Here is a 23,164-nt window from a genome sequence, read left to right as displayed (position 1 = left end):
CGGCTACTGCATTCCGCCAAATCCGGGCGGCGGTCCTCCCGAGCCTCCCCCAGCCCCGTGCTGACCCGAGCCCTCTCTAATTGGCTGGGGATGCGGCGGGGCCGAGGCCGGGCGCATCGCCGGCGGCGCGACTTGCGGCGGCGGCGCAGGCGGTTGCCGCATAAAGGCGGCGGGCGGAGCCGGTGGAGGTGCGGGCGGCGGCGGATGCATCGCAGGCGGCGCAATTTGATGCATTTGCGGGGGCATGCCGTAGCCGGGCGGCGGCGCGGCGCGCACATGCGCTGGCGCAGCGGCCTCCGGCCGCGCGGGCATGGCCTCACGGGGAACGGCGCGCATGGGCGGAGCCATGCTGTGCGGCGCCATCTCGCGTAGACCTCCCGAAGGCTCCCGCATTGGCGCGGGCGGCATATGGGGCTGTCCGCCTTCCGGGCCGCGCATCATTGGTTCGCGCGCAGGCTCGATGGCCCGATGCGGCGCCGTCCCAGCACCGCCGAGGAGATTTTGCGGCGCGGGTGGATGCGACTGGGCGGGCGCGACGTTTTTCGGTCCCATCCCATGACCCGGCCCCATCGATCCAGAGGGATCGAGGCCGCCGGCGGGCCCCGGAATACCCCGCACTGGCCTATCGACAGCTGTCGGCGGCGCCGATCGCGGCGTCCCGTTGGAGGGAGCCCCGCCCGGTCCCCCTGGCGTGGGGATCATATGATCTCTGCCTACGCCACCCATCGGCTCGCGGCCCAAAGAATGGGTCTCCGGCTGTTGAGCGGTGGCAGGCGGAACCTCGTGACGCAAGGGCAAGGCTTGATCGGGAGCCCCCCCTGCGGCGGGCGCATGCCTGCCGGGAGCCGGCAGAGGCGCCGCCTTTTCCAATGCGCCGGGACCGGCCGCGCCACCGAGGGCTGGAGCGCCGGCCGGCGTCGGAAGCGCATGACCTTTGAGCGCGCTATCGGTCGTCGCCGGCGTCAGCGGGGCGCCGGGCTTGTCGGCCGGCGGCGCGCCTCCCGCCGGCGGCGGGGGCAAGGCGTGACCCTTCAGCGTCTGGGCGCCCGGAGACGACGCTCCGGCAGGGCCGGCCGGCAACATCCCGGGCGCGCCAACTCCTTGCGGCGCACCTGCCGGATTGGTGGTCGCGCTCCCTGCCGGCGCCTGGGGCAAAGCATGGTCCTTCGGCGCCAGGGCGCCCGAAGGCGACGCGCCGGCAGGACCTGCCGGCGAGGTCGCGGGCCCGCTGGGCGCGTTCGCGTGGGGGATTCCGAGCCCGGCAGACGGCGGCGCATTGGGCCCGACAGCGGCTGGCGCCAGCGGCGCCGCGCCGGCCGGAGCCGGAGGCGCAGAGCCCGCAGGAGCGCCCATAATACCGCCCGGCCCCTGGGGGGCGGGCCCGAGTTGGGCAGGACCAACCGGCGCAGGCGTCGCGGGAACGCCCACAGCCGGTCCCATGGGCGGTTGAGGCGCGGCGGCAGGTTGAACGACGTTGCGCTTGGCGATGAAGTTCGGCAGCGCTGCGCCGACGGCGACCGCGGCCGCCCCGACCCCTGCGGCCGTCAGAGCCTCGGAGGAGACAAGGCTGCCCGCAGGGTTACGCACCACGACGTTATTCGCCTGCGGGTCGACGACCACGGAGTTGTGGACATTGGAGTAGATGAAGTTATCCGGAGGCGGCGCGATATAATCCGGCACCCGCTGCCAAACGGGTATCGGCACATATTGCGGCGCCGGCAGCGCATAGGGCTCCGCGATGACGACGGGCGGCGGCAGGACCACGAAATCCGGCGGCGGCGGCGGCAGGAGATAGACCGGCGGCGGCGGCGGCGGCGCAAAGCCCCAGATCGGATCGTCGAAGACCACGACCGGCTGCTCGACGTAAACGATCTCGTCGGGCGGCGGCGGCGGATAATCGTAATCGATCATCGCGAAGCGCTGCGGCGGCTCGAGTTCGTAACGCAACTCCCCAAGGCGGCGGCGCGCGTCCCAGGCGTGCGGACCCTTGGGGTAGCGGCGCAGATAGCTCCAATAGGCGTTGGGCGTATCGACGACCCGCGAACGGCGCCAGGTCAGCGCCTCACGCCGGGCGGCGAGAATGGCCCGCGCCCGCTTGGCGTAGGGCGCCGCGGGATAGGTCGCCACGTAATCCTGGTAACCCTGCAGCGTGTCGCGGCGGATCGCGGCCGAGAAACCCTCTTCCGGTCCGAGCGCGCTGATGGGCTTCGCCAGCCGCGCCACATCCTGGCTGCGCAAAGGCGCATTGGCCTCGCGCTGGAAGAACAGGAAATCCGTGTCGACGCGCTGGGAGTTCCATGGGATTTGCGCGCCCTTGGTGACGTCCGAAACGCGCAGGCGGGTATTTTCGAAGACGTCCATCAGCGGCCGTCCGCCGTCGCGGATCATTTCCGCGAGCGCATGGGCGTAGGCGCCATAGTCGCCGGTCTGCTCCGGCGCGATCGTCCCCGGCGCGGCGTTATAGGCGAGCAGCGACCTGCCCCCCGGCTCATAAAGCGCAAGGCCGCCGGCGAGCGGCTGGCCGGAAAGCTGGAAAGGATTGGCCCGCGCCGCGTCGAGCACGACGACGCTGAGCTTGGCCCCCGACGCAAGTGGCTTCAAATAATCGGAGACGCGCAGGGTTCGCATCGGGATGTCGACGTCGCGCGCCAAGGCGGCGTCGACCGGCACGAGGTAATTCTCGCCTTCGAGTTGCAGGCCGTAGCCCGAGAAATAGACGAAGGCGACCGCTTCCGGCCCGGCGACCGCGGTCTTGTCAAGAAAATCGCGGAACGCCTGTTTCAGCGCCGCCTCGTCGAGATCGCGCGCGCCGGTGACGTCGAAGCCCGCCGCCTGCAAGGTCTGCGCGACGAGGCCGGCGTCATTCGCGGCCGTGGGCAGCGGCTTCGCCGGATAGGCCGACTCGCCGATGACAAGCGCAAGCCGCCGTTCGGCGGCCAAGGCGCCCGATCCGGCGGCAAGCGCCAATAGCGCGGCCGCCGCAGCCAAGAGCGCTCGAATTCGAAGCATGCACAATCTCCCCTGGAGTCGCCAACCCTAGCATCTTCTTGTTATTCAGCGCCTTCCGCTGAACCTGTGCTGAACGATACGGGGACGCAAAGGGCGGCAGAGCGGTGAGCCGCAGCCATTTTATTGAACAATTTGTGGAATTTTTAAGCGCCAGGCGCCCGCGTGACAATCAAGTAAGCAGGCTGACGCCTTGATAGGCGTCGCCTCGTATAGATATTGCGCAGGCTGGCACGAGCATTGCTGATAAAACACCCATCATGCTGGCAATGAAAGCAAAATGCTCGAATGAAGATCATCACCGCCATCATCAAACCCTTCAAGCTCGATGAAGTGCGCGACGCTCTTCTGGCCGTCGACGTCCATGGCATGACGACGACCGAGGTCAAGGGCTATGGGCGCCAGAAGGGCCACGCCGAGATCTACCGCGGCGCCGAATATATGGTGTCCTTCCTCCCGAAACTGAAAATCGACATCGCAACGACGGACGACCGCGTCGAGGGCGTCGTCGCCGCGATCCGCAAGGCCGCCTGCACCGGCCATATCGGCGACGGCAAGATTTTCATCACCCCCCTCGAAAGCGCCATCCGGATTCGCACCGGCGAGAAGGACAAAGAGGCGCTGTAGGGGGTCACCTGTCACAGCAGGCCGTCATTGCGAGCGAAGCGAAGCAATCCAGAGCCACGGCGCCCGTGGCTGGATTGCTTCGTCGCTTCGCTCCTCGCAATGACGGCGGCGCCCGGAAAGACTGCCAAAGAACGCCAATCAACCAAGAAAGCTGAAAGCTCCTCCATGAAAAAACCGCTCCTGGCGCTTGCGGGCGCCCTCCTCGCCACCCCTGCCCTTGCGCAGGACGCCCCCAAGATCGACGGCGCAGACACGTCCTTCATGATCGTCGCGACCGCGCTCGTGCTGATGATGACGCTACCCGGACTGGCGCTTTTCTACAGCGGCATGGTGCGCAAGAAGAACGTGCTTGCGACAATGGCGCAGAGCCTCATCGCCACAGCGGTCGTCTCGCTGCTGTGGATCGCGATCGCCTACAGCCTCGTCTTCTCCGGCGACGGCCCCTTGATCGGCGATGCGGCGCGCGTCCTGCTCTCGGGCGTGGGGATCGACACGGTGAGCCCGCTCGCCAAGACCATCCCCGAAATCCTCTTCATGGCCTTTCAAATGACCTTCGCGGTCATCACATGCGCGCTGGTCGGCGGCTCTGTGGCCGAGCGCATGAAATTTTCCGCCTTCATCGTCTTCAGCGTCGTCTGGCTCTTCATCGTCTATGTGCCGTCGGCGCATTGGGTGTGGGGCGGCGGCTTCCTGCAGAAGATGGGCCTCCTGGATTTCGCCGGCGGCACGGTGGTGCATATCAACGCCGGCGTCGCGGGCCTCGTCTGCGCGCTGGTGATGGGCAATCGCGTCGGCTTTGGGCGCGAGAATCTCTCGCCCTTCGACGTCTCGCTCGCCGTGGTCGGCACCGGGCTTCTTTGGGTCGGCTGGTTCGGCTTCAACGGCGGCTCGGCGCTCGGCGCCAATTCGCGCGCGGTCTTCGCCATCGTCGCCACGCATCTTGCCGCCTGCTCGGGCGCGCTGGTCTGGAGCGGGCTCGAATGGCTCGAACGCGGCAAGCCCTCCGTGCTCGGCGTTATCTCCGGCGCGGTCGCGGGGCTCGGCACCATTACCCCGGCCTCGGGCTATGTGCTGCCCTGGCATGGCGTCGTCATCGGGCTGATCGCCGGCGGCGTCTGCTATTGGTTCTGCACGGTCGCCAAGCACAAATTCAACTATGACGACACGCTCGACGTCTTCGGCGTCCATGGCGTCGGCGGCATCATGGGCACGCTGATGGCCGGCGTCTTCGCGACCCGCGCGATCACGGCCTCCGACAGCGATCCGGGCGTCGCCGGGCTGCTGGAAGGCGATACGCATCAATTCGTGGTGCAGGCCATCGGCGTCGGCGTGACGATCGGCTGGTGCGTGATCGGGACGCTGATCTCGCTGAAGATCGTGTCGCTCTTCACCAGCCTGCGCGTGAGCGGCGACGACGAGCGCGAGGGGCTGGACATCGCCCTGCATGGCGAGGCGCTGCATCACCAGTAAAGAAGCTGGCGCAAGTTGGAATGGCCCTCTCTTCGGGAAGCCGGAGGGAGGGCCTTCATTCTTCGGCCATGATATTTAAAGAAACGCGCTCGGTTAAAGGGATTTTATTGATCGGATGGCCGAAACGATTGTTCATATCCTCCCCAGCCTCTCAGCAGCGGGAACAGCCAAACAAGCGCTCGAAGAACTAGGCGTAAACGAGAAGCTCGTCGTGATCGGCGATCACCTCGGCTATGGACCGATCAACGGCGGCCGGGACGCCAGACGCCAGTGGCTCGAAGACAATCTGGGCGAACATTATGGCGAGCGCGTAGACATGGCAGAGCTTGCATGGCGGGAAGCTTTGGCGCCGGAGGCCTATCCAATCATCTGGACCTGCCGTTCGGACGCTGGAGATCATGCGGCGTTTCTGGAGTTCCTTTCGCGCGTCGGCGAACGCGCATTTGGGCTCATCGATGCGACAGACGCGATGATTCAGGGGCGAGCGGGCCTTTGGCGCGTCGATGCGCTTGGAGTCATAAGCAAAGCAGAACTGATCTCCGCTGGCCTTCTCCGCCGCCGGACGGAGATGTCCCGAGCCGAAATCGCCGAAGGGCGCGAGATCTGGCACCGCCTCAGATCGGAAAACGCCCCGCTGCGCGTCACCGAAAACGATCGGCTAGTTTCCAAGCCTATTTCCTTCTTTGACGCAGAGCTCCTCGAGGAGGCGCCACAGGACTGGGAGCGAGCCGTCAGGATCGTCGGCGCCGCCCTCGCCCGGTTTTGTGCAAGCCATCGCCTCGTCAGCGACAGCTTCATTTGGTCACGCTACCTAGCGCTGGCCGAAGACGGGCTTCTCGATATGAAAGAAATCGAGGGTGCGGGCGATGGGATGCGGGGTTTCCTGATGCGGGCGCCCGTTCAGGCGGATTGACTTCGGTCGGATTCAATTGCTCGGTAATATAATACCACCATCGGGCCGCGCCTTGTTTTCCGGGCCATACAGATCGAACAACCCGCATAATTTGCTTGACCCCCGCCCCCGCATCCCCTATCCACCCGCATCCGAACAGTTCGTTCAGACGGAACTCGCATCCCATGTTTGGCAAGACCTATTCGGCGAAGCCCGCCGACATCGAAAAGAAATGGGTGCTGATCGACGCCTCCGGGCTCGTCGTCGGCCGCCTCGCTTCGCTCATCGCGCTGCGCCTGCGCGGCAAGCACAAGGCCACCTTCACCCCCCATATGGACGATGGCGACAACATCATCGTCATCAACGCCGACAAGGTGGTGCTGACCGGCCGCAAGCGCGACCAGAAGGTCTATCACTATCACACGGGCTTCCCGGGCGGCATCAAGGAGCGCTCGGCCAAGTTCCTTCTCGAAGGCCGCTTCCCGGAGCGCGTCCTGGAGAAGGCCGTGCAGCGCATGCTGCCGCGCGGGCCGCTCGGCCGCCAGCAGCTCGGAAACCTGCGCGTCTACAAGGGCGCCACGCATCCGCACGAGGCGCAGACGCCCGTGACGCTCGACGTCGCCGCCCTGAACGCCAAGAATAGCCGGAGCGCCTGATTATGGCCGAGACCACCCTTTCCTCGCTCGCCGACCTCAATCAGGCGGCCGTCGCCGCCGCGATCGAAGCGCCGAAATACGAGCAGAAGCTCGACAAATATGGCCGCGCCTACGCCACCGGCAAGCGCAAGAACGCCGTCGCCCGCGTCTGGATCAAGCCGGGCTCCGGCAAGATCACGGTCAATGGCCGCGACATCGAGGTCTATTTCGCCCGCCCGGTGCTGCGCATGATCCTGCAGCAGCCGCTCGGCGTCGCCAAGCGCGTCGACCAGTACGACGTCATGGTGTCGGTCGCCGGCGGCGGCCTCTCCGGCCAGGCCGGCGCGGTGCGCCACGGCCTCGCCAAGGCGCTGACCCATTACGAGCCCGAGCTGCGTTCGTCGCTCAAGAAGGAAGGCTTCCTCACCCGCGACTCCCGCGTGGTCGAGCGCAAGAAATACGGCAAGCGCAAGGCTCGCCGCAGCTTCCAGTTCTCGAAGCGCTAACAGGGGCGCGCAACGGCGCGCCTCCTCTCTCTCAGTTATCGAAGCGCCGCGCTGCAACCTGCAACGCGGCGTTTTTTCGTTATGCCGGCGCGCAGACGATACCGTTTCCGCTTGGTTCCGTATGGCTTGCCGCTGCGCCCGGCTGTCGCGCCTAGAACGAGCAGCCCTTCTGGGCTTCCCACATCTGAAGTTCATTCACCCGCCGACGTTCCCAGCCGCGCAATTCTCCATAGGGCGGAAAGCAGCCGTGGCCGAATTCGGCGCGGGCGCGCGCCGTCTTGAAGCAATATCCGTTGCGCGCATAAATCGCGTTTCGGGCATACCATAAATCGTAGCACGACATGTGAGCCGGGTTGTGCGCGCGCGCCGGCGACGGCGCGACGAACGTCCCGAAGATAGTGAAGACCGCCGCGACCGCGGCGATGCAGGCGAAAGAAAGAGAAGTCGGCCGTTTTCCGTTAATGTGTCGCTTTATCCAACGTCTCCTTTGCCGCCGCTTGAAAGAACTCCGGGCGGTATTCAAAATGCATCGTGTCGAAATGCCCCCATTTTCCGCCCCAGATAAATCCGTGGCGCTCGAAGATGGCGACGATCTCATAAGGGATCCGGCTGCGGTAGGAGCCTTTGCGCCACAGCCAGTAGTCCGAGTTTTTCACATTGATGTCGATCGCCGCGCCATAAGCGTGCATGCTGCGCTTTCCCGTATCCTTCACGGCGCGACAACTGAACGCGCCGGCGCTCGGATAGGCGAAGCCCCTCAGCGTCGCGGGCAGCCGCTCCAGCTCTTCGGCGATGGCGCGCATCTTCTGCGCGACGCCATTGACGGTGGTAGCCTTTATCTTTTGTCCACCGACCCATGTGACGGCGACGAGACGCTTTTGCGTCTCGCCCTTGTCGCAGTCTCCGTACATCTTGTCGAAAAATGACGCGTTGCGAAACCGTCCGGGATCATCTTGCGCCTGCGGCGGCCTTGAAAGCGGCCCCTTTGGATAGGGCAGGCTGAGTTGATCGAGCAGCGAGGCGTTCTTCAGCTTTTCATCGAAGCTCTTGTCGGGCGCGCCATCCGAAAGCGGCTGCCTGGTTCCGTCTCGCCAGACTAGCAAGGCGCCGTCCTCGCCAAGTAGCTGTTCGGGATAAGCCTGCACGAGAGCGGCGGGCGGGAGCGCCTGGGCGGAAACGGCGCTCGCGCCTCCGACCACGACGAGTCCGGCGACATACGCGCGCAAGCACGCTATTCGCGCCACCGACGGGCGTATTGCAAGTGCGACTGCGCCGGGCCTTCCCTCGGACATCTCGCCCCTCCCAACCAATCGCGGGCCGCTTCTCGGCGTGGGTGCGCAATCAGAATACTCCCTTCGCAATTTGCGGCAACAGCGCGGTTGTCGCGGCATTTCACCCGGACGGCCAAATTGGAAGGACGAGGTTCGCGCCGCCGTGCGACAATGCACGCGGCCGGTGAGTCGAGAGCCCCGCTCACTTCGGTCGCCGGGACAAAGGAAGACCCGATGCGTAAGCTAGCCTTGTTGATCGCCTTTTCGCTCTTCGGAGCATCCGCCCTCGCTGGCGATCCTCAAATCATCGGCGCCAAGGACGGCAAGGATGTCGTCACCGTCCGCGTGGGCGAGGCCTCGACGTCGAAACAGGCCCTGCCCTTCTTTCCGGGGATCTCGGGCAAAAACGCCGGCGCCAAGGGGCTGTCTTTGCTCAAGGTAGTCATTCCGCCGGGCGCCTCGGCGCAGGCGCATGTTCACAAGGGCTATGAGTCGGCGATCTATCTGCTGCAAGGCACGGTCGAAACCAAATATGGTGAGCATCTCGAAAAGAGCGTCGTCAATGTCGCGGGCGATTTCATTTATATCCCGGGCGACGTGCCGCATCAGCCGACCAATCTGAGCAAGACCGAACCCGCCATCGCCATCGTGGCGCGCAACGACGGCGAGGAGCAGGAGCATGTGATTCTCCTGCCGAAAAAATAGAGCAAAAAACACCGGGCGCCTTTCTGTTCGCTGCGCTCCAATCGGGGCTTCGGACTTCAGCTTGCAGTCGGAATAAAAGACGCGAGCGGCCGTCGCACTGCTTGGATGAAGACTGCGCCGACGACGCCGAGACCAGCCATCATCACGAAGAATTCGACGCTCGAGAAGCTCGATCAAAACCCTCCCAGCCACCCGGCCAGGAGATTGCCGAGAAACATCGACGCGAGCCAAAGGCCCATCAGCGCCGAGCGCACGCCAACGGGCGCGAGACGCGACGCGAGCGACAGGGTAATCGGCGAGAAATGCAGCTCGAAGATCGTGATGATGGCGAAATAAGCGAGCAGCCAAAGCCAGCTCGTCTTTTCACCGCCTCCGCTCCAGGCCGCGAGCGCCATCACCCCATAGCTGACCGCGACGCCGAGACAGCCGATCGATAATTTCCGCAGCGTCGAGGGCTCACGCCCGCGACGCGCGAGGCGTCCCCACAAGGCGACGAGCGGCGGGGTGAAGAGAAAGATCATCAACGGATTGAGCGCCTGAAACCAGGTCACCGGAATATCCCCGCGCCAGACCAGGAGATCGATGTGGCGGTCGGTGGAGCGCTCGACCCAGAGCGCGATCGTGTTGCCCTGCTGTTCGAAGGCCGCCCAGAACAGAGACGACGGAATAAAGAAAAGCAGAACCAGTAGAAGCGCTTGGCGAAGCCGGAGATTTTCGCGATCTTCCGCTACGGCGCGCCAACTCCCCAGCGGCGGATCAGGCGGCAAATGGGAAAGTCCGAGCAGATAGGTCGCAAGACCGACGCCCATGCCGACGCCCGCGCAAGCAAAGCCATAATGCCAACCGATTTTTTCCCCCAGCGTTCCGCACACGAGCGGCGCGAAGAAAGCCCCAATATTGATCCCGACATAGAAGACCGAATAGGTGCGGTCGCGGCGCAAGTCGTTTTCAGCATAGAGCTCTCCCACCTGCGTTGAAATATTTGGCTTGAAAGCGCCGCAGCCGAAAGCGATGAGCAAAAGCGCGATGAGAAAGAAAGGCTCATAGGCCATCATGAAATGGCCCATGAGCATCATGCCGGCGCCGAGCGCGATGGTTCTCGTGCGCCCCAGCAGCCGGTCGGCGATCAGCCCGCCGAGGATCGGCGTCAAATAGACAAGCCCGGTGTAGAGCCCGTAGACCTGCGAGGCGAAAGGCTGTGGCGCCAGCGGCCCGGAAAGCAGCTCGAGTCCGCGCCGCAGCTCCGCAAGGCCGAGAGCCTCTCTGGCGCGCTCTGGCGCAAGGAGATAATCGACCATGTAAAGGACGAGGAGCGCGCGCATCCCGTAATAGGAGAATCGCTCCCACATTTCCGACGCGAAAAGGTAAGCGAGCCCGCGCGGATGGCAGAGGATAGCGTGAGCTTGGCATATTCTCCGAGAGGCATCACGATGCGGCGTGATTCTGCGCATTTCAAACGGCTCGTTCCAGCAACGCTTCCGGTTGTCTAAACTTAAGCCAAAGATGTTGCTAGGGATTATTACTTAGCAATGTTCTAAAATTAACTGCAAAGCCACAGGCTATATGTGCCAAATATGCCACATCTATACAATAACTGATCGAGTCTCACGGTTCGAAACACCTTTTAGGCGGATTTCGAGCTAAAAAACCGATGCAGAGAGTTCGATCCCCAAGCGGACGCCTCCTTGATTCAGCGAAAGGGCAGTAAAATGAAAAGAATATTTCTGATCACGGCGGCGTCGCTTGCCGCGCTCGGCTCGGCGTTCGCTGCCGATCTTCCTTCGCGCAAAGAAGCTCCCGTCTTTGCCCCTCCGCCGCCCCCGCCGCCGTTGTGGACCGGTTTCTACGCCGGTTTGAACCTTGGCGGCGGCTGGATGGATCGCTCCTCCTCCAATGTCGTGGGTTGGGGCTGGAATAATGGCGGCAACAACACCGGCGGCGTCGTCGGCGGCGGCCAGATTGGATATAATTATCAATTCGGCCAGAGCTTCCTCGTCGGCATCGAGACCGACTTCCAGGGCACGAGCATCGGCTCGGGCGGCAACAACAACAACCCCTGGCTTTGGGGCGGCTTCGGTCCCTGGGGCGGCTGGGGCGGCCTCAACGCCACGGCTCGCGTCAACTGGTTCGGCACGGTTCGCGGCCGTCTGGGCTGGCTCTTCACGCCCACCCTGCTCGTTTACGGCACGGGCGGTTTCGCTTATGGCGACGTGCAGCGCAACTCCTGGTGGAACCAGAACAGCGTCGTGCAGACCGGCTGGACCGCCGGCGGCGGCGTCGAGTGGATGTTCCTGCCGAACTGGTCGGCCAAGGCCGAATATCTCTACACGGATATCAGCGGAAGCCGACAGAACTTCTTCTTCAACCCGGGCTTCGGGCTGAACAACGTCAACAATCACACCCGCTTCCACACGGTTCGCGCGGGCGTGAACTACCACTTCAACTTTTTCGGCGGCGGGGCGGCTCCCGTCCTCGCGAAATACTGATACGGCTTTCCGGCCGACAGGAACCCGGCCTCCCGGCCGGGTTCTCTTTGAACGCAGCCCTCGGCGTTTCGCGCAAGCGGAAGCCGGGGGTTTTGCCGTCTTGGGGGCGCCGATCCGCTTCTTCGGGGGCTCAAAACACCCCGGCGTCCAATCCCGCTGCGGCCAGCGTCCCCAGCTCTCGACATTGCTGGACAAAGTCCTCGCGCCAGTCGCCACGGCAGATCAGAGGCGGCTGAATCGCCCGCCATCTCAGCCCCGTGACGATCGTCTCGACGCCCCGCCGCGCGCCGGTCCCGTCGCTGCCGGCGCGGATGCACAAGGCGTAGGGAAGCCCCTGTGAGTGTTCGAGGCAGGGATAGTAGCAGCGGTCGAAAAAATCCTTCAGCGCGCCGCTCATATATCCCAGATTTTCAGGCGTCAGAAGAACGACGGCCTGGGCCGCCAGCACGTCTTCGGGCTGCGCCTCGAAGGGGCTTGATACGCGCGTCGCGACGTCCTCGATCTCGGGCGCTCGCGCGCCCTCGACAAGCGCGTCGCGCATCCGTTGCAGATTTGCGGAAGGGGCATGCGCAATGAGAAGGAGCTGCTTCCTCACCTGAACACACTCCTGAAGGCAGCCCGCCTGAATATGTTGACAAGGCGTCACGCAGCCATCATCCAACCCGCTCATAAACGCGCGCTTTCCGCGGGATGACACGGCCAATGACCACCAAGATCTTCATCGACGGCGACGCCGGCACGACGGGCCTCGAAATCCGCGAGCGCCTCGCCGACCGCGCTGACATCGAAATCGTCGCGATTTCCACTGAGAAGCGCAAGGATGTCGAGACCAAGGGCGCGATTCTCGCCGCTGTCGACATCGCCATTCTCTGCCTACCCGACGATGCCGCCAAGGAGACGGTCGCGCTTTGCGATACGCTGGGCGATGAGGCCCCGCGCCTGCTCGACGCCTCGACGGCGCATCGCGTCGCGCCGAGCTGGGTCTATGGCTTTCCCGAGCTCTGCGCCGGCCAGCCGGAGGCGATCGCCAAAGCGGCGCGCGTCGCCAATGTCGGCTGCTACGCGACCGGCTCCATCGCGCTGCTGCGCCCGCTCGTCGACGCCGGCCTTATTCAGCCTGACCTGCCGCTGACGATCAACGCGGTCTCCGGCTATTCGGGCGGCGGGCGGCAAATGATCGGTTCTTACGAGAGGGGCGAGGCGCCGGCCTTCGAACTTTATGGGCTCTCCCTCGAGCACAAGCACCTGCCCGAGATCATGGCCTATGCGAAACTCTCGGCGCGCCCGCTCTTCGTGCCGTCGGTCGGCAATTTCCGCCAGGGCATGCTGGTGTCGATTCCGCTCGCACTGGACGCTTTGCCCGGCAAGCCCAAGGCGGCGGAATTCGAGGCCGCCTATCGGCGCCATTACGAGGGCGCGCCGCATGTGCGCGTCATGCCGGCGCCGGTCGCTGGACGCCTCGACGCGCTCGCGCTCAACGGCACGGATGACATGGAGGTTTTTGTCTTCGCCAATGAGGCGCGGCGTCACGCCGTGCTGGTCGCGCGTCTCGACAATCTCGGCAAGGGCGCGTCGGGTTCAGCCGTTCAGAATCTCGATCTGATGATCGGCGACGGCAAGCGGGCCTGAAGGCCCGCGGTCCGGACCGCGCGTCGCGCGCCGCATGGGGCTCATTCCGTATAGGCCGTCACGCCCGCCGGCAGCTTCTGCGCCACATCCTCATAGCGGCTCGTGCGCGTGCCCATCATGGACTCGAAGGCCTCATGCACCTCGCTCAATGATTTGGCTTTGAGCTTGCGGCCCTGCTGGGCAAAGAAGATCGGCCTATTGGCGCGGGCGGGCTTGGGCAGCAGGGCGGCTGCCGACATGTTCGGCTTCTCGCCCAGCGCCCTCATAAAGCGCTCGGTGTCGTCCGGCCCGAGGAAGTGAATGAGATAGGTCTCGCCCGGCGTGAGTGGCCGGCCGATCTTCTCGGCGATCTTCGAGCCGTCCTTCTTCAGCATCTCAGCTGCGAGGGCCGCCGACAGATAGGGGTCGTTGCGCAGGCTGAGGATTTTGGCGCGCTGCTGCGGCGCGACGCGCCCGATGGCGTCCGCGCCGTCGGCGATGGCGTTCGCCTCTTCCTCGCGGCCATACAGATGACCGAAATCCTTCACCGCCTTGAGCCAGGTTTTCTCGACGAATTGGAAGAGCCCGCTGGCCGAAGAGGTGCGCGCCTTGGCAGTGGTCGAGAAGTTGGATTCCTTGTCGGCGATCGCCATGAGCAGCGCCGGGTCCATTTCCGTCTGGTTCGCGGCCTGCACGACGCGCTCAACGATCGATTTGTGCACCTTCACCGAACCGAAGCGCAGGACGCCCGGCGCGTCGGGTGCGGCCTCGCCGTCCTTACCGAGGCGATGCGCCCAGGTGAGCGCCGCCTGCTCGAGCGAGAAGTCGCTGTCGAGCGCGATTTCGTCATCGCCCCGCGTCAACTGCATGAAAGGCGTCGCCGGCGCATGAGGTTTGCCGGCGCGGGCGAGCCGCTCATAGCGGGGGGCCTCCACACGCTTGACGGAAAAGCTCAGCGCCGCAAGCGTCGAGAGGAGCGCGCCGACGCAAAGGGTGCGGAGAACGATGGGAAAAGAGCGGCCTTCGCGGATCAACGCCCAGCGGTCGCCCAAACTCATGCCAGGCGCGGACTCCAACGTGGGCTGTGGATAATCCGTCATTCTTTTTCGTCGACTCCCTGCACCGCAACGGCGGACCCTAACAGGAAGTTAAGCGGCGGGAACGGCGAAAGAGCGACGACCCGCGCCACCCCCTCGCCATATTCGGCGCAGGAGGGAGCTACGGGAAAACTCAAAAAAACCTGTGCATTCTGGAGGATTTAGCTGAGATGGCGGCGCATCGGGCCTTATTTGCGCCATCAACCCAGCAAGCGCTTCTTGGTCAGAAGGGCACCTTGGAGAGCAACGCCTGGATCAGGTGATATTCCGGCCCGGCGACCGGGGTTGTGCGGCTCAGGAAATCGACCGGCTTGCCGTCTTCCATCCCATAATCAGCGACGCGGGTCACTTTCCTCGATTTGTCGAAATAGACCGCCAGCACATGTTGGTCGGTGATGCTTTGCGGCATAAACGCCAAAGAGCGCTCGACTCGCTGGCTGACGTAATACCAGGCGTCGCCGCCGATGGTGGACGTCGTCGAGGGTGTGCCGAGCAACTGCATGACCTGAGGCGCCGCCATGCCGGGCTTCACCTGCATGACCTTGCGCGTGTCGACCACCGCGCCGCGATTGATGACGCCTTCATAGCCCAGGCAACCCGAGAGCGAGGCTGCGACGCCGAAGGCCGCCATGATTCTCGCGGCCGACGAACCGAGACAGTCCCTCGAAAAACCCAAGCCCTGCCCCGCCATATCGATCTCCATCCCGCCGGCGGCGCAGCGCGCGCCGGTATTCCATATCGCAATGCGGCTTGCCTAGCCTTCGATTGGCGCGAAAGCAAGCCGGTCATGGCCGGATAGATCAGAGAACTGGCGCCAATGAGGCGGCCAACGTATCTAAAAGCCATGGATGCGTCTGAAGTAGAGAAGAGAGGGCAAAATGGTTGACGAAAACAATATGGCCCTCGACGAGAAGCCGGCGCTCTCGCGCCCGCTCTCCGTGATCGAGGTTCCTCCGGAAGGTCTCGAGATAAAGATCGTCGCCTCGGAAGCCGAGCGCGCCGCGCTCGCGCAGATGAACGACCTCCCTGCCGTTCTCTCGCTCGAAGCGGCGCTGCGCGCGCGGCGTTGGCGCGGCGACGGGCTGGAGGTGACCGGCGAGCTGCGCGCCCGCGTGCGCCAGACCTGCGTGGTCACGCTCGACGCGTTCGACTCGGACGTCGCCGAGCCGATCGAGCTGCGCTTCGCGCCTCCGAAGCAAGCCCCCAAACCCCGCTCGCGCCGTCACGAGCCCGAGCCGGAGATGATCGAGCCAAACATGCTCGAGGACGATCCGCCCGACCCGCTGATCAATGGCGCGGTCGATCTCGGGGCGGTGGTCTCGGAGTTCCTCACTTTGGCGCTCGATCCCTATCCACGCAAACCCGGCGCGGAATTCGTGGAGCTCGCGCCCGAGGAGAAAGAGGAGAACGGCGTGGTCTCGCCTTTCACCAAATTGCGCCCGGCCGAGCCCTCGGGAAAGTAGCATCTGGCCATATGTGGGCCTGAAGGCCCCGCGCGGCTCCAGGCGCGCATCACACCCGAGTGACCGGGGCCGTCCATGTCTCGGCTCCGGTCAAGCAGGCTACGCGACGTGGCACTTGCGCAGCCGCGCCGCAAATGGCAATCACCCGCGCAGAACGCTGAGCCATCGTTGGTTCGGCACAGCGTCGCAAGTGGGAAGCCTCGCGCCCGCGAGATGATCATACGCCTGCCGACAGCAGGCGCGCCCCGGCATTCGAGGGAAACAGGAAGCAATGGCGGAGAAAGTTCGGATCGCGGTCGACGCGATGGGCGGCGATTTCGGCCCGTCGGTGACGGTCCCCGGCTGCGCCCTCGCCCTCGAACGCATGCCCGAGAGCCAGTTTCTGCTCTTTGGCGACGAGACGGCGATCCGCGCCGAACTTGCAAACCATCCGCGCCTCGCCGAGCGCGCCGAAATCCGCCATTCCAGCGTCACCGTCCGCATGGACGACAAGCCGAGCCAAGCTTTGCGCTACGGACGGCGCGTCTCCTCCATGTGGATGGCTGTCGAGGCGGTAAAGAAAGGCGAGGCCGACGCCGCGATCTCCGCCGGCAACACCGGCGCGCTGATGGCCATGTCGAAAATCTGTCTGCGCACCATGGCCCGCGTCGACCGGCCGGCGCTCGCCTGCCTGTGGCCGACGCTGCGCGGCCAGTCCATCGTCCTCGACGTCGGCGCCTCGATCGGCGCCAACGCCAGCCACCTTGTCGATCTCGCCATCATGGGCTCAGCCATGGCGCGCATCATTCTCGGGCTGGAGCGGCCGACTGTCGGCCTGCTCAATGTGGGCACCGAGGAAATCAAGGGCGTCGAGGAGGTCAAGGCTGCCGCCGCCATCTTGCGCGAAACCGACCTTCCCGGCCTCGAATATGCGGGCTTTGTCGAGGGCGACGGGATCGGCATGGGCGCCGTGGACGTCGTCGTGACGGAAGGCTTCACTGGCAATATCACGCTCAAGACGGCGGAAGGCACGGCGAAGCAGATCGCCGCCTATCTGAAGGCCGCCATGAGCGGCTCGCTCTTCGCCAAAATTGGCTATCTCTTCGCGCGCGGCGCCTTCGCCGAACTCAAAGGCAAGATGGATACGCGCGCCGTCAACGGCGGGGTGTTTCTGGGCCTGGAAGGCATCGTCATCAAGAGCCATGGCGGAACGGACTCAGTGGGCTTCGCCCGCGCAGTCGAGATCGGCTACGAAATGGCCAAGAACGATCTCATGAACCGCATTCGCGACACGGTCGCGCTCGCCCATCAATTCGAAAGCGGCGCCGCCGACCCGGCCAGTCCGCCGCAGGAAACCGCTCAGTGACGCCAAATCCCCTGCTTCGCTCCGTCGTTCTCGGCGTGGGCTCCTATCTGCCCGCCAAGACGCTGACCAACGACGACCTTGCGAAGGTCGTCGACACCAGCGACGAATGGATTTTCCAGCGCACGGGCATCAAGGAGCGCCACATCGCCGCCGAGGGCGAAACAACCTCGATGCTCGGCGAGAAGGCGGCGCGCGCGGCCCTCGCAAACGCCGGCCTCACCCCTGACGACATCGACCTGATCATCGTCGGCACGTCGACGCCCGACTGGACCTTCCCCTCGACCGCCACGCAGATCCAGGCGGCGCTTGGCATCGCCCATGGCGTCGCCTTCGATCTTCAGGCGGTCTGCTCGGGCTTCGTTTTCGCGCTCACGACCGCCGATAAATTCCTGCGCTCCGGCTCGCACAAGCGCGCCCTCGTCATCGGCGCGGAAACCTTCTCCCGCATCATCGACTGGGAAGACCGCACGACCTGCGTGCTCTTTGGCGATGGCGCCGGCGCGATGGTGCTGGAGGCGCAGCCCTCCAGCGGCGCCATGAGCGAGCGCGGGGTTTTGACGACGCATTTGCGCTCGGACGGCCGGCATCGGGCAAAGCTCCATGTCGACGGCGGTCCCTCCGCCACGCAGACGGTCGGCCATCTCCGCATGTCCGGTCAGGAAGTCTTCAAATTCGCGGTTGGCAAGGTGACGGACGTCGTCATCGACGCTTTCGCGGCGACGGGCGTCACGCCGGCGCAGATCGACTGGTTCGTGCCGCATCAGGCCAATCGGCGGATCATCGACATGTCGGCGCAAAAGCTCGGCATCGCGCCGGAAAAGATCGTGGCGACCGTCCATCTGCATGGCAACACCTCGGCCGCCAGCATCCCGCTCGCCCTGTCCGTTGCGGCGACTGATGGTCGCATCAAGCAAGGCGATCTGGTGATGTTGGAGGCTGTGGGCGGCGGATTCACCTGGGGATCGGCTTTGATCCGCTGGTAAGTGGGCGAAATGAATAGGCAATTGTATTCAACCCAATATGCGCCGGCCATCGCTTAAGCGTTGCAACTTCCGCTTGATTTTTCGCTGCGATTCTGAATAATTCCAACAACGGATGAGCGAGCCGGGCTTCGGCGACGGCTAGTGGTTCTTTGGCGGTAATTGCTGATTGCGCTCGGACCGATTGCAGTAAAAGCAGCTATCCGCACAAACTATCTTCGCCTCCAACTTTTCTTCGATCAAATTTACAAGGTTCCAAATGTCCCAGGAGCAAATCCTCTCGCCCGATGGCGATGGCGCTCTTACCTACGGCGACCATGCGCTAAAGACGACCACACGCGCGGATCTGGCAGAGGCGGTTCACCAGCGAACTGGCCTCGGCCGCACTGAAGCCTCTAAATATGTCGAATTGGTGCTCGACGAGATTTTCGAAAGCATCGTGTCGCGGGAAGACGTCAAACTGTCGTCCTTCGGCGCCTTTCTCGTCCGCGCCAAGCGGGCGCGAGACGGACGAAATCCGAAGACCGGAGAGTCTGCGAAAATCACCGCGCGGCTAGTCGTGACCTTCAAGCCCTCCAACGTGTTGCGCGCGCGCGTGAACGGTGGTTTCGATCCGGTGACGGGGACGTTGCCAGACGGCGACGGAGGCCCAAAGCCGGACGGGAAAAGGCGCCCGAACGGGAAGGCGAGTTGACGCCTCGCGGACCCGCATGCGCGAGCGCCTCTTGACAAGGCTTCCCGGCGCATGCGCCAAGCGCTCATGGCCAAATCCCGTTCTTTCTTCGTCTGTCAAAACTGCGGCGCCGTCGCTGCCCGCTGGCAGGGGCGCTGCGAGTCCTGCGGCGAATGGAATGCGATCGTAGAAGAGAGCGACTCCGGCCCGACGGCGGCGCGCGCAACACGCGGGCGCGCCTTCGAGTTGGAGGGGCTCGCCGGATCGGATCGCGCCGCGGAGCGCATTGTCACGGGGATCGACGAATTCGACCGCGTCACCGGCGGCGGATTCGTGCCGGGCTCCGTTCTGCTGCTCGGGGGCGAGCCAGGCATCGGCAAATCGACCCTGCTGATACAAGCCTGCGCGGCGCTCGCACGGCGCGGCGCGCGGGTCATCTACATTTCCGGCGAGGAGGCCGTGGCGCAGGTGCGGCTGCGCGCCACCCGCCTCGACCTCGCCGACGCGTCGGTCGAACTCGCCTCCGCCACGCAGGTCGAGGATATTCTCGCGACCTGCGCGACCGGCAAGCGCGCCGCGCTGATCATCATCGACTCGATCCAGACCATGCACACGGAGGTCGCGCCATCGGCGCCGGGCACGGTCACACAGGTGCGGGCGAGCGCCCAGGCGCTGCTGCGCCACGCGAAGACCAGCGGCTCGACCATCATTCTCGTGGGGCATGTCACAAAGGACGGGCAGGTCGCGGGCCCGCGCGTCGTCGAGCATATGGTCGACGCGGTGCTGTCCTTCGAGGGCGACGCGGCGCATCACTTCCGCATGCTGCGCGCCTCGAAAAACCGTTTCGGCGCGACCGGCGAGATCGGCGTCTTCGAAATGACAGGGCTCGGACTGGCCGAAGTCGCCAACCCCTCGGCGATCTTTCTGGCCGGGCGCGACGCCTCGGCGCCGGGCGCGGCGGTCTTCGCCGGCATGGAGGGCCAGCGCCCCATGCTGATCGAGATTCAGGCGCTGGTCGCGCCGACCTCGCTCGGCACGCCCCGACGCGCCGTCGTCGGCTTCGACCAGAATCGCCTGTCGATGATCCTGGCCGTACTGGAGGCGCATGCCGGATTGAAACTTGGGATGCACGACGTCTATCTCAACGTCGCGGGCGGCTTGCGCGCCGACGAGCCAGCGGGCGATCTCGCCGCCGCAGCGGCGCTCGTCTCCTCGCTCACGGGGGCCGTGCTCCCCGCCGATCAGGCGTTTTTCGGAGAGATCGGCCTTTCCGGCGCGATCCGACCCGTCATCCACGCCGGGATGCGGCTGCGCGAGGCCGCCAAGCTCGGCTTTCACCAGGCGGTTCTCGCGCAAGGCCAGCAGATCAACGACGACGACCGTCGCGCCGGCCTGACCTTGCGGCCCTGCGCCGACGTCGCCCAGCTCGTTGCGGCGATTGCGCAGACTGCGCCGCGGGCGCGACGGGCTGAAATTTAGCCTTTCTACTTCCCGCCGGCGGTTGAGTTGCGCTAGAAGCAAGCGGTCGTACGTTCCCGCGGCCGTCGACCCAGCCGCCTTCGATCAGCAGAGCGCGCTTGCGAAAGCGAATGACGTGATTGGCGCGCAAGGCGCGCGCCGGCGAAGCGTTGGGATTTCCGAGCGTCAGGGCGAAACGAAGAGGACTTCGATGCCGTCGTACCTTGATCTGGCAGTTATTATCATCGTTCTGGTCTCTGGCATGCTCGCTCTGCTGCGCGGATTCACCCGCGAAGTGCTGGCGATCCTCTCATGGGTGGCGGCCGCCTTCGCCGCTTACTATCTGCATCCCATGGCGCTGCCCTACGTAAAGCCCTACATCTCCAAGGACGAGCTCGCGCTCGCGGCGGCGGTCGCGGTGGTCTTCTTCGTCGCGCTGATTCTGGTGTCGATCGTCACCGTGAAGCTTTCCGACGTGATTCTGGACTCCAAGATCGGGGCGCTCGACCGTTCGCTGGGGTTCGTCTTCGGAGCGGTTCGGGGCATGCTGCTGGCCGTCGTCGCCTTCGTTTTCTACGGCTGGCTTGTGCCCGACGCCAATCAGCCGGAATGGATTCGCAGCGCCCGCGCCAAGCCTCTGCTCCAGGCGGGCGGCGACAAGCTGCGCGAATGGCTCCCTGACGATCTGGACAGCATCGTCGCCAAGATCAAGGCCAAGAAGTCCGGCGCGCCCGTCGAAGAGACCCCGCCTGCCGAATCTGAGCCCGAGAAGACCGTGGCTCCGGAGGAGAAGCCTTAAGGGCGAATGACGTGCGACAAGGCCGAGAAAACTCGCCGGCGTCCGCGCCGGTTGGCAAAGTTGATGCTACAGCGCAGCGACGCGCTTTCGATATGGGAGACTGCGCAATGACCGATAACCAATCCATTGCCGGCCCGATCGAAATGACGGACGATCTCGACGGCGATCGTCTGCGCGAATATTGCGGCGTCTTCGGGGTCTTTGATTTCCAGGATGCGGCCGCCATTACGGCGCTGGGTCTTCACGCCCTGCAGCATCGCGGCCAGGAGGCCGCCGGCATCGTCACCTATGACGCAGGCGGCCGTTTCCACGGCGAGCGCCGGCTTGGGCTTGTCGGCGATCATTTCTCCAAGGAAAGCACCATCAAGCGCCTGCCCGGCTCCGCGGCGATCGGCCATGTCCGCTACGCGACGACCGGTGAAACGATGCTGCGCAACGTGCAGCCGCTTTTCGCCGAGCTCAACACGGGCGGCTTCGCCGTCGCGCATAACGGCAATCTCACAAACGCGCAGGCGCTGCGGCGCGACCTCATCAAGGAAGGCGCGATCTTTCAGTCGACCTCAGACACCGAGGTCATCCTTCACCTTGTCGCGCGCAGTCGCAAGCCGCAGCTTGTCGACCGCTTCATCGAGGCGCTGCGCGCCATTGAAGGCGCCTATTCGCTCGTTGTGCTCACAAATAAAAAGCTCATCGGCGCGCGCGATCCGCTCGGCATTCGCCCGCTCGTCATCGGCGAGCTGGACGGCAAATATATCCTGGCGTCCGAAACCTGTGCGCTCGACATCATCGGCGCCCGCTTCGTGCGCGACGTCAAGAACGGCGAGATTGTCATCATCTCGGAATCAGGGATCGAGAGCATCGAACCCTTCCCCTCTCGGGTGGCGCGGCCCTGCATTTTTGAGTTCATTTATTTCGCGCGGCCTGACTCTCTCGTTCAGGGTCGTCCTGTGTATGAGGTCCGCAAGGCGATGGGCCGCGAGCTGGCGCGCGAGCAGACGATCGCGGCCGATGTCGTGGTGCCGGTGCCGGATTCGGGCGTCCCGGCGGCGATCGGTTATTCGCGCGAGTCGGGGATTCCCTTCGAGCTCGGCATCATCCGCAACCATTACGTCGGCCGCACCTTCATTCAGCCGACGCAATCGGTGCGCGAGGTCGGCGTGCGCATGAAGCACAGCGCCAATCGCTGCGTGGTCGAGGGCAAGCGCGTCATCCTGATCGACGACTCCATCGTGCGCGGGACGACCTCGGTCAAAATCGTGCAGATGATGCGCGACGCCGGCGCGACCGAGGTGCATTTCCTCATCTCCTCGCCGCCGATCACCCATCCGGACTATTACGGCATCGACACGCCGCAGAAGGAAAAGCTCCTCGCCGCGACCCATTCGCTCGACGAGATGCGCGCCTATATCGGCTGCGATTCGCTTTCCTTCCTTTCGGTCGACGGCATCTATCGCGCAATGGGCTATGACGGCCGCGACAATGCGCATCCCCAATTTACGGACCACTGCTTCACGGGCGACTATCCGACGTGTCTGACGGACCTCGTGGAGGAGAACCGCGCGCAGCTTTCGCTGCTGGCGGAGGCGAGCTGATGACGGGTCCTGCGCGAATTGTCGAGTTATGGCCGTCCCTGACCGAGAAGCAGCGCGTAGCTCTGATAGACATCGTCGAAGCAGCGGCTTTGCGAGACAGCCTGTATCTGACGCGAGAAGAAGCCGCCGCGCTCGCCCGGTCGAAAGAGGATTTCTCTGCCGGACGGGCTATCTCTTTCGATGAAGCCGAAATGGAGACAGACGGATTCCTGCGCGGCCTTCGTCCCGGCGCATGAGGTCGATACGGGTTTCACGAACCTATCTTGCGGCTCTCCATGATCTTCTGGCGTTCGGCCATACGCGCTTTGGCCGTGCTGTCGTCGACGAAAAGCGCAAGCGCATATCCGATGTGATCCGCAACGTCTTAGCGGTCTATCCGACGATCGGCGGCTTCGACGAGTCGCATGGCATCCATTTCCACGCGGTCTCGGGCACGCCTTTCGTTCTCCTTTATGACTTCGACGAAGCTGAACTTCGCATCCATCTGGTCATCCATCGTCGCGCGAATAGATCGAGCGTCGATGTCGCCAACATCGATTGGCGTTAGGACA

The 23,164-nt window shown here is 64.4% G+C and carries 24 protein-coding genes; 17 read left to right on the top strand and 7 right to left on the bottom strand.

Annotation, left to right across the window (positions count from 1 at the left end; all coding sequences use genetic code 11):
• Positions 1-3 precede the first annotated feature (3 nt).
• Entirely contained in the window at positions 4-3,009 is a 3,006-nt protein-coding gene (locus tag OGR47_RS07875; protein WP_165055345.1) for a caspase family protein, read from the bottom strand.
• A gap of 285 nt (positions 3,010-3,294) precedes the next feature.
• Between OGR47_RS07875 and OGR47_RS07870 the strand changes: the two genes are divergently transcribed.
• The 5 genes from OGR47_RS07870 to rpsI all read left to right on the top strand — a co-directional run bounded on the left by OGR47_RS07870 (position 3,295) and on the right by rpsI (position 7,136).
• A complete protein-coding gene (locus OGR47_RS07870; RefSeq protein ID WP_165055347.1) occupies positions 3,295-3,633 on the top strand; it encodes a P-II family nitrogen regulator in 339 nt (112 codons plus the stop codon).
• Between the two features lie 165 nt (positions 3,634-3,798).
• Entirely contained in the window at positions 3,799-5,103 is a 1,305-nt protein-coding gene (locus tag OGR47_RS07865; RefSeq protein ID WP_165055349.1) for an ammonium transporter, read from the top strand.
• Positions 5,104-5,218: 115 nt separating this feature from the next.
• Positions 5,219-6,016: a DUF3658 domain-containing protein gene (locus OGR47_RS07860; protein ID WP_165055351.1), complete on the top strand. Its 798-nt coding sequence runs from the start codon at positions 5,219-5,221 to the stop codon at positions 6,014-6,016.
• 164 nt (positions 6,017-6,180) lie between these two features.
• On the top strand, positions 6,181-6,651 hold the full coding sequence (gene rplM / locus OGR47_RS07855) for a 50S ribosomal protein L13 (RefSeq protein WP_165055353.1): 471 nt from the start codon (positions 6,181-6,183) through the stop codon (positions 6,649-6,651).
• Positions 6,652-6,653: 2 nt separating this feature from the next.
• Positions 6,654-7,136 (top strand): 30S ribosomal protein S9, encoded by a 483-nt coding sequence (rpsI, locus tag OGR47_RS07850; RefSeq protein WP_165055355.1) that lies wholly within the window; start codon positions 6,654-6,656, stop codon positions 7,134-7,136.
• A 151-nt stretch (positions 7,137-7,287) separates the two neighbouring features.
• Here the strand turns inward: rpsI and OGR47_RS07845 are convergent, their stop codons facing one another.
• Together OGR47_RS07845 and OGR47_RS07840 are read right to left on the bottom strand one after the other, a co-directional pair.
• Positions 7,288-7,479 (bottom strand): YARHG domain-containing protein, encoded by a 192-nt coding sequence (locus OGR47_RS07845; protein ID WP_165055357.1) that lies wholly within the window; start codon positions 7,477-7,479, stop codon positions 7,288-7,290.
• Positions 7,480-7,594: 115 nt separating this feature from the next.
• Entirely contained in the window at positions 7,595-8,362 is a 768-nt protein-coding gene (locus OGR47_RS07840) for a M15 family metallopeptidase (protein ID WP_246729826.1), read from the bottom strand.
• Between the two features lie 279 nt (positions 8,363-8,641).
• On the opposite strand from OGR47_RS07840, the gene OGR47_RS07835 reads away from it, so the two are divergent.
• Positions 8,642-9,112 carry a cupin domain-containing protein gene (locus OGR47_RS07835; protein WP_246729827.1) on the top strand — a complete coding sequence of 157 codons (471 nt, stop codon included), beginning with the start codon at positions 8,642-8,644 and terminating at the stop codon, positions 9,110-9,112.
• Between the two features lie 173 nt (positions 9,113-9,285).
• Here the strand turns inward: OGR47_RS07835 and OGR47_RS07830 are convergent, their stop codons facing one another.
• Positions 9,286-10,461, bottom strand: coding sequence for a peptide MFS transporter (locus OGR47_RS07830; RefSeq protein ID WP_246729828.1), 1,176 nt, complete (start codon positions 10,459-10,461; stop codon positions 9,286-9,288).
• A 360-nt stretch (positions 10,462-10,821) separates the two neighbouring features.
• Here OGR47_RS07830 and OGR47_RS07825 point away from each other — a divergent pair, with 360 nt between their 5' ends.
• Positions 10,822-11,598 (top strand): outer membrane protein, encoded by a 777-nt coding sequence (locus OGR47_RS07825; RefSeq protein ID WP_165055361.1) that lies wholly within the window; start codon positions 10,822-10,824, stop codon positions 11,596-11,598.
• Positions 11,599-11,728: 130 nt separating this feature from the next.
• Here the strand turns inward: OGR47_RS07825 and OGR47_RS07820 are convergent, their stop codons facing one another.
• Positions 11,729-12,193: a flavodoxin family protein gene (locus tag OGR47_RS07820; protein WP_246729829.1), complete on the bottom strand. Its 465-nt coding sequence runs from the start codon at positions 12,191-12,193 to the stop codon at positions 11,729-11,731.
• 107 nt (positions 12,194-12,300) lie between these two features.
• On the opposite strand from OGR47_RS07820, the gene argC reads away from it, so the two are divergent.
• Positions 12,301-13,227 carry an N-acetyl-gamma-glutamyl-phosphate reductase gene (gene argC, locus OGR47_RS07815; RefSeq protein ID WP_165055364.1) on the top strand — a complete coding sequence of 309 codons (927 nt, stop codon included), beginning with the start codon at positions 12,301-12,303 and terminating at the stop codon, positions 13,225-13,227.
• Positions 13,228-13,268: 41 nt separating this feature from the next.
• Here argC and OGR47_RS07810 read toward each other — a convergent pair whose 3' ends face one another.
• Positions 13,269-14,306, bottom strand: a complete 1,038-nt coding sequence (locus tag OGR47_RS07810) for a transglycosylase SLT domain-containing protein (RefSeq protein ID WP_165055367.1) — start codon at positions 14,304-14,306, stop codon at positions 13,269-13,271.
• Positions 14,307-14,526: 220 nt separating this feature from the next.
• Positions 14,527-14,994: an outer membrane protein assembly factor BamE gene (locus tag OGR47_RS07805; RefSeq protein WP_253948098.1), complete on the bottom strand. Its 468-nt coding sequence runs from the start codon at positions 14,992-14,994 to the stop codon at positions 14,527-14,529.
• A 187-nt stretch (positions 14,995-15,181) separates the two neighbouring features.
• Between OGR47_RS07805 and OGR47_RS07800 the strand changes: the two genes are divergently transcribed.
• The 9 genes from OGR47_RS07800 to OGR47_RS07760 all read left to right on the top strand — a co-directional run bounded on the left by OGR47_RS07800 (position 15,182) and on the right by OGR47_RS07760 (position 23,160).
• Positions 15,182-15,766: a YceD family protein gene (locus OGR47_RS07800; RefSeq protein WP_165055371.1), complete on the top strand. Its 585-nt coding sequence runs from the start codon at positions 15,182-15,184 to the stop codon at positions 15,764-15,766.
• A gap of 271 nt (positions 15,767-16,037) precedes the next feature.
• Positions 16,038-17,111, top strand: a complete 1,074-nt coding sequence (gene plsX, locus OGR47_RS07795; RefSeq protein ID WP_165055373.1) for a phosphate acyltransferase PlsX — start codon at positions 16,038-16,040, stop codon at positions 17,109-17,111.
• Positions 17,108-18,094 (top strand): beta-ketoacyl-ACP synthase III, encoded by a 987-nt coding sequence (locus OGR47_RS07790; RefSeq protein ID WP_246729831.1) that lies wholly within the window; start codon positions 17,108-17,110, stop codon positions 18,092-18,094. The genes plsX and OGR47_RS07790 overlap by 4 nt, the downstream gene beginning before the upstream one ends.
• Before the next feature lie 256 nt (positions 18,095-18,350).
• Positions 18,351-18,785, top strand: coding sequence for an integration host factor subunit alpha (locus OGR47_RS07785; RefSeq protein WP_165055375.1), 435 nt, complete (start codon positions 18,351-18,353; stop codon positions 18,783-18,785).
• 66 nt (positions 18,786-18,851) lie between these two features.
• A complete protein-coding gene (gene radA, locus OGR47_RS07780; RefSeq protein ID WP_165055460.1) occupies positions 18,852-20,243 on the top strand; it encodes a DNA repair protein RadA in 1,392 nt (463 codons plus the stop codon).
• Positions 20,244-20,433: 190 nt separating this feature from the next.
• The gene (locus OGR47_RS07775) at positions 20,434-21,021 is read left to right on the top strand and encodes a CvpA family protein (RefSeq protein WP_165055377.1); all 588 of its coding nucleotides are present in this window, start codon (positions 20,434-20,436) and stop codon (positions 21,019-21,021) included.
• A gap of 107 nt (positions 21,022-21,128) precedes the next feature.
• Positions 21,129-22,613, top strand: a complete 1,485-nt coding sequence (gene purF, locus OGR47_RS07770; RefSeq protein WP_206527494.1) for an amidophosphoribosyltransferase — start codon at positions 21,129-21,131, stop codon at positions 22,611-22,613.
• Positions 22,613-22,849, top strand: coding sequence for a hypothetical protein (locus OGR47_RS07765; protein WP_165055381.1), 237 nt, complete (start codon positions 22,613-22,615; stop codon positions 22,847-22,849). The genes purF and OGR47_RS07765 overlap by 1 nt, the downstream gene beginning before the upstream one ends.
• The gene (locus tag OGR47_RS07760) at positions 22,846-23,160 is read left to right on the top strand and encodes a hypothetical protein (protein ID WP_165055383.1); all 315 of its coding nucleotides are present in this window, start codon (positions 22,846-22,848) and stop codon (positions 23,158-23,160) included. The genes OGR47_RS07765 and OGR47_RS07760 overlap by 4 nt, the downstream gene beginning before the upstream one ends.
• The last annotated feature ends 4 nt before the right edge of the window (positions 23,161-23,164 follow it).

Origin of the sequence: Methylocystis sp. MJC1 (assembly GCF_026427715.1) — a bacterium.
GTDB lineage: Bacteria > Pseudomonadota > Alphaproteobacteria > Rhizobiales > Beijerinckiaceae > Methylocystis.
This window is presented reverse-complemented; position numbering and strand designations above follow the sequence as displayed.

Bases quoted from the DNA above. Each gene is read 5' to 3' on its own strand.
- OGR47_RS07875 (WP_165055345.1), bottom strand. From the start codon at position 3,009: ATGCTTCGAATTCGAGCGCTCTTGGCTGCGGCGGCCGCGCTATTGGCG.
- OGR47_RS07870 (WP_165055347.1), top strand. From the start codon at position 3,295: ATGAAGATCATCACCGCCATCATCAAACCCTTCAAGCTCGATGAAGTG.
- OGR47_RS07865 (WP_165055349.1), top strand. From the start codon at position 3,799: ATGAAAAAACCGCTCCTGGCGCTTGCGGGCGCCCTCCTCGCCACCCCT.
- OGR47_RS07860 (WP_165055351.1), top strand. From the start codon at position 5,219: ATGGCCGAAACGATTGTTCATATCCTCCCCAGCCTCTCAGCAGCGGGA.
- rplM (WP_165055353.1), top strand. From the start codon at position 6,181: ATGTTTGGCAAGACCTATTCGGCGAAGCCCGCCGACATCGAAAAGAAA.
- rpsI (WP_165055355.1), top strand. From the start codon at position 6,654: ATGGCCGAGACCACCCTTTCCTCGCTCGCCGACCTCAATCAGGCGGCC.
- OGR47_RS07845 (WP_165055357.1), bottom strand. From the start codon at position 7,479: ATGTCGTGCTACGATTTATGGTATGCCCGAAACGCGATTTATGCGCGC.
- OGR47_RS07835 (WP_246729827.1), top strand. From the start codon at position 8,642: ATGCGTAAGCTAGCCTTGTTGATCGCCTTTTCGCTCTTCGGAGCATCC.
- OGR47_RS07830 (WP_246729828.1), bottom strand. From the start codon at position 10,461: ATGTGGGAGCGATTCTCCTATTACGGGATGCGCGCGCTCCTCGTCCTT.
- OGR47_RS07825 (WP_165055361.1), top strand. From the start codon at position 10,822: ATGAAAAGAATATTTCTGATCACGGCGGCGTCGCTTGCCGCGCTCGGC.
- argC (WP_165055364.1), top strand. From the start codon at position 12,301: ATGACCACCAAGATCTTCATCGACGGCGACGCCGGCACGACGGGCCTC.
- OGR47_RS07810 (WP_165055367.1), bottom strand. From the start codon at position 14,306: ATGACGGATTATCCACAGCCCACGTTGGAGTCCGCGCCTGGCATGAGT.
- OGR47_RS07805 (WP_253948098.1), bottom strand. From the start codon at position 14,994: ATGGCGGGGCAGGGCTTGGGTTTTTCGAGGGACTGTCTCGGTTCGTCG.
- OGR47_RS07800 (WP_165055371.1), top strand. From the start codon at position 15,182: ATGGTTGACGAAAACAATATGGCCCTCGACGAGAAGCCGGCGCTCTCG.
- plsX (WP_165055373.1), top strand. From the start codon at position 16,038: ATGGCGGAGAAAGTTCGGATCGCGGTCGACGCGATGGGCGGCGATTTC.
- OGR47_RS07785 (WP_165055375.1), top strand. From the start codon at position 18,351: ATGTCCCAGGAGCAAATCCTCTCGCCCGATGGCGATGGCGCTCTTACC.
- radA (WP_165055460.1), top strand. From the start codon at position 18,852: ATGGCCAAATCCCGTTCTTTCTTCGTCTGTCAAAACTGCGGCGCCGTC.
- OGR47_RS07775 (WP_165055377.1), top strand. From the start codon at position 20,434: ATGCCGTCGTACCTTGATCTGGCAGTTATTATCATCGTTCTGGTCTCT.
- purF (WP_206527494.1), top strand. From the start codon at position 21,129: ATGACCGATAACCAATCCATTGCCGGCCCGATCGAAATGACGGACGAT.
- OGR47_RS07765 (WP_165055381.1), top strand. From the start codon at position 22,613: ATGACGGGTCCTGCGCGAATTGTCGAGTTATGGCCGTCCCTGACCGAG.
- OGR47_RS07760 (WP_165055383.1), top strand. From the start codon at position 22,846: ATGAGGTCGATACGGGTTTCACGAACCTATCTTGCGGCTCTCCATGAT.